1 protein-coding gene is annotated in these 874 nt (G+C 67.5%); it reads left to right on the top strand.

Features of this window, described 5'->3' with window-relative positions; genetic code table 11:
* Positions 1-222 precede the first annotated feature (222 nt).
* Positions 223-735 carry a polyhydroxyalkanoate synthesis repressor PhaR gene (phaR, locus tag A7A76_RS01935; RefSeq protein ID WP_206409617.1) on the top strand — a complete coding sequence of 171 codons (513 nt, stop codon included), beginning with the start codon at positions 223-225 and terminating at the stop codon, positions 733-735.
* Positions 736-874: the final 139 nt, after the last annotated feature.

The raw sequence follows: 874 nt of genomic DNA on the forward strand, positions 1-874 counted from the left end.
CCATCGCGCGCCGCGCATCGCCTCGCGCGCGCCGCTCGAACGCGCCCTCGCGACCGCGCCGCGCGCGCATTTTCCGCTTTTTTCAGGGAATTATTTCGGCCCTCGCCGATGCCCGCCGCGGCCGCCCGCGACGCCCGCCGCCGGCCCTTCCCGCCAACTGTTGCAAGGCCCGCCGGCCTGCGCCATGCTGCAAGGCACCACGATTTTTAGAGCCAAAGCTCAATGGCCTCGACCCGCGTCATCAAGAAGTATCCGAACCGTCGTCTCTACGACACCGAGATCTCCAGCTACATCACCATCGAAGACGTGCGCCAGCTCATCGTCGACGGCGAAGAGTTCGAAGTGCGCGATGCCCGCTCCGGCGACGACCTGACCCGGCAAGTGCTGCTGCAGATCATCGCCGAGCACGAGCAGGACGGCGAACCGGTGCTGTCGACCCAGTTGCTGAGCCAGATCATCCGTTTCTACGGCGATTCGCTGCAGGGCTTCATGGGCAACTACCTGGAACGCTCGATGCAGTTGTTCCTCGACCAGCAGCAGCAGTTCCGCAACCAGATGGGCGGCATGCTCGGGCAGACGCCGTGGGCGATGATGAACCAGCTGACCGAGCGCAACCTCAATCTGTGGAAGGAATTCCAGCAGAACCTGTCGGGCAGCGTCGGCCAGCCGGTCACGCCCAAGCCCAAGGCCAACAGCGAGCCCGGCAAGCACGATCCGGGCAAGCGCGAGCGCTGAGCCGCGCCGCGTTTCCAATCCTTCTTCGCGCGCCGCGCGCCGGCGCGCGCCGGCGCAGGCGGCCTGGGGAGGACGCCCGCGCAACGACCGACACGACCGCCACCATCGCCGCAGGCACGACCGTTCGCGCGCCCGGCCG

This window comes from Lysobacter enzymogenes (assembly GCF_017168095.1).
GTDB classification, from domain to species: domain Bacteria; phylum Pseudomonadota; class Gammaproteobacteria; order Xanthomonadales; family Xanthomonadaceae; genus Lysobacter; species Lysobacter enzymogenes_D.

Coding starts and splice junctions, on each gene's coding strand:
- phaR (WP_206409617.1), top strand. CDS start 223: ATGGCCTCGACCCGCGTCATCAAGAAGTATCCGAACCGTCGTCTCTAC.